Source organism: Bacillus crepusculi, assembly GCF_014764715.1.
GTDB lineage: Bacteria > Bacillota > Bacilli > Bacillales > Bacillaceae > Bacillus.
Window position 1 is genome coordinate 1 of the sequence record NZ_JACXXE010000026.1, and the last position, 6,617, is coordinate 6,617.

At 40.9% G+C, this 6,617-nt stretch carries 6 protein-coding genes; 5 read left to right on the plus strand and 1 reads right to left on the minus strand.

Annotation, left to right across the window (positions count from 1 at the left end):
- Positions 1–151: 151 nt before the first annotated feature.
- Both tlpB and IEE86_RS19060 read left to right on the plus strand, forming a co-directional pair.
- Positions 152–2,140: a methyl-accepting chemotaxis protein gene (tlpB, locus tag IEE86_RS19775; RefSeq protein ID WP_191098553.1), complete on the plus strand. Its 1,989-nt coding sequence runs from the start codon at positions 152–154 to the stop codon at positions 2,138–2,140.
- Positions 2,141–2,230: 90 nt separating this feature from the next.
- Entirely contained in the window at positions 2,231–2,770 is a 540-nt protein-coding gene (locus IEE86_RS19060; protein ID WP_191098554.1) for a type 1 glutamine amidotransferase domain-containing protein, read from the plus strand.
- Positions 2,771–2,832: 62 nt separating this feature from the next.
- Here the strand turns inward: IEE86_RS19060 and IEE86_RS19065 are convergent, their stop codons facing one another.
- Positions 2,833–3,822, minus strand: a complete 990-nt coding sequence (locus IEE86_RS19065; RefSeq protein WP_191098555.1) for a Gfo/Idh/MocA family protein — start codon at positions 3,820–3,822, stop codon at positions 2,833–2,835.
- A 201-nt stretch (positions 3,823–4,023) separates the two neighbouring features.
- Between IEE86_RS19065 and IEE86_RS19070 the strand changes: the two genes are divergently transcribed.
- The 3 genes from IEE86_RS19070 to IEE86_RS19080 all read left to right on the plus strand — a co-directional run bounded on the left by IEE86_RS19070 (position 4,024) and on the right by IEE86_RS19080 (position 6,586).
- Positions 4,024–4,416, plus strand: a complete 393-nt coding sequence (locus IEE86_RS19070) for a MauE/DoxX family redox-associated membrane protein (protein ID WP_191098556.1) — start codon at positions 4,024–4,026, stop codon at positions 4,414–4,416.
- Between the two features lie 66 nt (positions 4,417–4,482).
- Positions 4,483–5,625: an AI-2E family transporter gene (locus IEE86_RS19075; RefSeq protein ID WP_191098557.1), complete on the plus strand. Its 1,143-nt coding sequence runs from the start codon at positions 4,483–4,485 to the stop codon at positions 5,623–5,625.
- 127 nt (positions 5,626–5,752) lie between these two features.
- The gene (locus tag IEE86_RS19080) at positions 5,753–6,586 is read left to right on the plus strand and encodes an undecaprenyl-diphosphate phosphatase (protein WP_191098558.1); all 834 of its coding nucleotides are present in this window, start codon (positions 5,753–5,755) and stop codon (positions 6,584–6,586) included.
- Positions 6,587–6,617: the final 31 nt, after the last annotated feature.

Here is a 6,617-nt window from a genome sequence, read left to right on the forward strand (position 1 = left end):
CACCTGACACCGAATGTCAGGTGTTTTTTCCATTCACTGCATATAAATTGGTTATTTTGGACTTATTTAGACTTTAATAAGTTAAAAAAGTAAACAACCTAGTAGTACTTCCGATATATATACTATCTTACTAAAAGGAGTTTTCTTTTTTATGAAATTCATACAGTATTTCAGAAAGCCATCTATATCAAAAAAGCTCGTATTCTCTTTCTTATTTATTCTCTTATGCCCAATCATTGTATTGGCATTCTCTTCATATCATACGGCTAGCACTTCCTTAAATGATCAAATCATGCAAAGCGCAAAGGAAAATGTAGAGCAGTTAGATAAAAATATTACGAAGGTTGTGAAAGTGAAAACAGACGCAGCCGATTACTTTAGTCAATGGATTACGGAGAAAAAGCTCAAGCAAAAAGGAACGACTGATATTCAAGGACGCTTTGAGCAGTTCATGAGGATGAATGACGACACAGAAGGCATTTTTGTCGCTTCAAGTGATGGCAAAGTGTTCTCAAGATATCCGAATAAAAAAATGCCTGCTGACTATGTCGCAACTGAGAGAGATTGGTATAAAGATGGCTGGGCGAAAAACGGTGAGCTGTCTGTTTCAGATCCGTACCCAACGGCATCGACCGGTACGATCGTTGTGACCATCTCTAAAAAACTAGAGGATGGATCAGGTGTCATAGCAATGAACCTAGACATTGCAAATCTAGTAAAAGAGTCTAATAGCATTAACATTGGGAAACAAGGCTATGCCTTTATCGGAAGTAAGGATCGTACCTTTGTTGCCCATCCAACGAAAAAAGCTGGAACAAAATTATCTGGTGAGTGGTTAGAAAAACTGTATTCACAAGATAAAGGCTCTATGAGCTACATGTTTGAAGGAAAAGAAAAGCAAATGGAATTCACCACAAACAAAGCGACTGGATGGAAGATTGTCGGTACGATGTTTGTCAGTGAAGTAGAAGATGCTGCGCAGCCAGTCTTCAACATGGCCGCCATTATTTTAGTCGGCGCCTTGATCATAGGTGGTATTCTCATCTTCTTTATCATCCGATCCATTACAAAACCTCTTTCCATGCTTGTCTCATCCTCGAAGAAGATCAGTGAGGGAGATTTGACAGAAAAAATTGACGTCAGATCACAAGATGAAATTGGACAGCTAGGCACAAGCTTTAATGAAATGAGTGAGTCACTAAGAGATGTCATTCAAGCCGTACAAACATCTGTTGAGAACGTGGCTTCATCATCTGAAGAACTGACGGCAAGCGCAGGTCAAACAACAAAAGCAACTGAACATATTACAGCATCTATTGAAACGTTCTCAAACGGCAATGAAAATCAAAGTGAAATGGTTGAACAAAGTGCGGCCCATTTGAAACAAATGAATGAAGGATTGAACGAAGTCGCACAAACCTCTGATGTCATCACAGCATCATCTGTTCAATCAAAAACAGTAGCGGAAACAGGCGGACAGCTTGTAGAGCAAACCGTTGGTCAAATGAAAACAATCGACCATTCAGTAAAAGAAGCGGAAGGGGTCATCAACGGGCTAGAGCATAAATCAAAAGATATCACAAACATTCTAGGCGTGATTAACGGCATTGCAGATCAAACGAATTTACTTGCACTCAATGCCGCAATCGAAGCAGCGCGTGCAGGCGAGTCAGGCAGAGGCTTCTCGGTTGTCGCAGAAGAAGTGCGTAAACTAGCGGTTCAATCCTCGGATTCAGCAAAGGAAATTGAAAAGCTTGTGAAAGAAATCGTATCTGAAATTGAAACATCTCAAAACATGTTCAAATCAGTGAATGAAGAAGTGAAGAATGGTCTTTCCATTACAGACCAAACGAAAGAAAGCTTCTCACAAATAAATGAGCAAACAGCGGAAATCGCAACAAGAATCAATGATATGAATACAACGGTACGTGAGCTTTCAAAAGGATCTGAGCAAATTTCTAAAGCAGTGAATGAAATTGCAGATGTATCGAGAGAGAGTTCAGCAAGTATCCAAGATATCGCCGCATCTGCTGAAGAGCAGCTTGCTTCTATGGAAGAGATTAGTTCTTCATCTACGACTCTTTCCCAAATGGCGGAAGAATTACGTGATTTAATTAAAAAATTCAAGATCAGTGAATAAGGTCAAGTGGTTCTCCTCAAGGGGAACCGCTTTTCTTTTTAAGAGGTCATCTCGTACAATAGAGGAAATCGAAAGAATAGGAGAGATGTTATGCGTTTATCAAATAAGAAGGTCATTGCGTTTGTCAGTGATGATTTTGAAGATTTAGAGCTGTGGTATCCGGTTCTGCGTTTAAGAGAAGAAGGAGCAACTGTCCACCTTGTAGGAGAAAAAGCAGATCATGAGTACATCGGCAAGTATGGTGTGCCGGCTGTATCTGATGCAGATTTTTATTCCATTCAAGCTGACGATTACGATGCTGTGCTCGTCCCAGGCGGATGGGCGCCTGATAAACTGCGCCGTTATCCAGAAGTGCTAGACATCGTCCGTACATTTGATGCGAAGGCGAAACCAATCGGGCAAATTTGCCATGCCGGGTGGGTGCTGATTTCAGCAGGAATTCTGCAAGGCAAAAAAGTGACCAGTACACCTGGGATTAAAGATGATATGACAAATGCAGGTGCAGACTGGTTTGATGAGGCAGTCGTCACTGATGGTCATCTCGTCAGTAGCAGACGTCCACCAGATCTACCGCCATATGTGAAAGCATTTGCTGATGTGTTAGCGGCCACATCATTTGATTCACACTGAAAAGAAGACAAAGGGTGAAAATAAACAATATTTCCGCCCTTTGTTCATCATCTCATGCCCCATTATGTTTGTCTGTCGGCAGGATACGTAATGCCCATTTGCCTTCTTGCCTCGTCCATGACGGACATGGTTTGAATAGATAAGGCAAAGGTATTGACCGGAGACTGCCCCTTCCCTTGCTGAATACACTCAATAAAATGAGCGATTTCATAATACATGGCTGGCTGGTCATCTTTGAGAGAGAGATCGGTTTGGTGGCCATGACGATCATGGATCGTGATACGAGAAGGACGGTGGAATTGATCAATCACCATCGTGGCATCCTCTCCTTGAATTTCAGCACACAAATGAGACGTTGAAATTTTTGAATGAAATAAAAGCGCTTGATGCCCGTCATACTGTAAAAGGACTGAGCCGCTTCCATCTACGCCAGAAGAAAGCTTATAGCCTCTCGCTGTGATTTGATGCGGGAGGCCAAATAAATAAATGGCCGGGTAGACGAGATACACACCGATATCCATTAAAGAGCCATTTGATAATTCTGGCTTAAAGGCATTTGGAATCTCACCGTTTCGGTAGGCATCGTATCTTGAGGAATATTTACAGTAATGGGCGACGATTTGCCGAATAGGACCTAGTTGATCAAGATGCTGTTTGATTTGAAGAAAATTTGGTAGAAATGTCGTTTTCATCGCTTCCATCAAACAAACTTGATATTTTTTCGCTGCGGCAATCATCTCTTCGGCTTCCTTTCGATGGGAGGCCAATGGCTTTTCGCATAAAACGTGCTTTTGATGCTCCATCATCAACATGGCTTGCTCTTTGTGAAGGGCGTTTGGGCTCGCGATATAAACAGCATCAAACGCATCGCTTGCCGCCATTTGCTGTAAGCTGGTAAAGACCGTATCAATTCCGTATTTTTTGGCAAATGCCTGTCCCTTTTCAGCGGATCGTGAATAGACGGCCGTGCATGTAAAATCTGCAATCTCTTCCCCGGCCTGTATGAACCGATCTGTAATCCAGTTCGTTCCGATAACAGCAAATCGAATCATGTCATCCCCTCCTTCTGCTTTTCTCTGATTATACATGCTTTGAAAGCGTTTGTATGAAAGAATCCTCTTTTTATTAAAAAGAGGATGAAACCTTTATCTAGGCTGATGCGTCTTACATAAAGGATATAAATGTACGAAAAGTGGGTAGTTTCTTCCTTCATTCGGGTAATACTCAGAAAGAAGGGGGAGGAGGAAACGAACATGAAGCGCATTCTGCATATAGGAAGTACATACGTCTTTGCGCTATTATTCATAGCAGCCGGTGTTTTTCATGTGATAGAGCCGAACGGCTTTGCCCGCATGATGAATGGCTGGCCATTTCCGTATGTGATGGTGTATGCTACTGCATGCTTGGAATGGCTGCTTGCAGTGCTTTTGCTACTGCCAAACACCAGGGTCGCAGCAGCAAAAGCCATGGCTGTCTATCTTGTGCTCATTTTCCCAGCCAACCTATTTGCGGCGCGAGAGGGAATCCCATTTCCAGGTCAAGAGAGCACAGAACGATCTTTGCTATGGATGAGGCTCATTGGACAGCCTATTCTTATTGGATGGGCCATGTCCATTGCGCAATTGGAAAAAAAGCTGAAACAATGATCACCATATTATGATCAAGTAGTGTACAATTTACTAAAAAAATAAGCCCGTGTTTGGAGGAACGATATGAATTCTATGCAAATGTGGAGCAGTCGATTTAGAAAATTTTTTCTTGATAACAAGTTTGTTCTCTTTTTACTCATCCTGCTATTAATCGGATTGAATATCCTTGTTTTCATGAAAACATCTTTTATTTTCACACCGCTCATTGTACTCGTCAAAACCATTGCCTTACCGATTATTTTAACCGGGGTAGTGTATTATTTATTAAATCCGGTCGTCAATTTGTTAGAGAGGTTTAGAGTCAAGCGGATCTTTTCGATTTTGCTTTTATATATTGTCATTATTGGCGTCATTACAGTGACCATTGTGTCTATCATTCCTTTTTTACAAGCCCAAACTATGAGCCTGTTTCATAACCTTCCGAAATATGTCGATACGGTAGAGGATCAAATTAGGCAATTAACAGGCAGCAATTTCATTAATCAAGTACAGAGTACGATGAACTTTAATGTATCTGAATTAGCAAGTAAAGCATCAAATCAAGCGACGAGTCTTTTGGAAAGTACCTTTACCGGTGTAGGGACATTCTTAGGTGCGCTCACTGAAATTATCATCTCGATTGTCACAGTTCCATTCATTCTGTTTTATCTATTAAAAGACGGCAAGAAATTGCCTGACTATTTCCTGAAATTTATTCCGAATAAATTTAGAGAACATACACATATCGTGCTTCACGAAATGAACCATCGCCTGAGCTCTTATATTCTTGGACAGATCATAGTCAGCTTCTGTATCGGTGTTCTTCTTTTAATCGGTTACCTGATTATTGGACTTGACTATGCCTTCCTGCTGGCGATCATTGCGGCATGTACAAGTGTGGTTCCTTACCTTGGTCCAACGATTGCGATTACACCAGCGATTGTGATTGCGCTTGTGACATCACCAGTGATGCTTTTAAAACTAATCATTGTCTGGACAGTGGTTCAGCTCATTGAAGGGAAATTTATTTCTCCTCAGGTTATGGGGAAAAACCTTCATATCCATCCGATCACGATTATTTTTGTACTATTGACAGCAGGTAAGTTATTCAGCGTAGTTGGTATCATTGTCGCGATTCCGACGTATGCCGTTCTGAAGGTCATCACGACCCACTTGTTTGATTGGTTCAAAATGCGATCCAATTTGTATAAAGAAGAAAAGGTTTAATGTCATAATCTTTTTTTGAAAAAAATATAGTATCATAAAGACGAGCTTTCGAAAAAGAAAGCTTGTCTTTATGTGGACATAGATGTTTGGCCTGCTCAAAAGATCAGAATTGAAAGGAAAGAAAATCATGAATCTATGGGATTTATTCGTGGCACTGGTTTTAGGAATTGTCGAAGGATTAACAGAGTATGCACCTGTCTCTTCTACAGGACACATGATCATTGTCGATGATCTTTGGTTAAAATCAAAAGAAATCATTACACCAGAGGCGGCAAATACATTTAAAGTCGTCATTCAGTTAGGCTCTATTCTAGCTGTGATGATTGTGTTTAAAGATCGTATTTTGAACTTGTTAGGCTTAAAGAAAAATATCACAGAAGAACAAAAGCGCAGCGGACATAAGCTGACCATTGCTCAAATTGCTGTTGGACTCGTCCCAGCCGTCATTTTAGGATTTTTACTTGAAGATTATATTGATAAATATTTGTTTGACGTCAGAACGGTTGCTATTGGTTTGATTTTAGGGGCAGTGCTGATGCTTGTCGCTGACTGGATCAATAAACGTAAAACAGAAACAAGCTCTGTGGATAACATGACATACAGACAGGCACTTTATATCGGACTGTTTCAATGTCTAGCATTATGGCCAGGTTTCTCGCGCTCAGGCTCTACGATCGCAGGTGGTGTTATTCTTGGCTTAAATCACCGCGCGGCGGCTGACTTTACGTTTATCATGGCGATGCCGATTATGGCGGGAGCAAGCCTCTTAACACTCGTGAAAAATGCTGAATATTTAACAACAGACATGCTTCCATTCTTTATCGTTGGCTTTGTGAGTGCGTTTGTTGTGGCTCTCTTCGTTGTTCGATTCTTCCTAAAACTGATTAATAAAATCAAACTGGTGCCTTTTGCGATATATCGAATCATCCTAGGTGTGATTTTATTGATCCTGTTCATATAATGTTGAAAACTACTCTTTTTAAAAGAGTAGT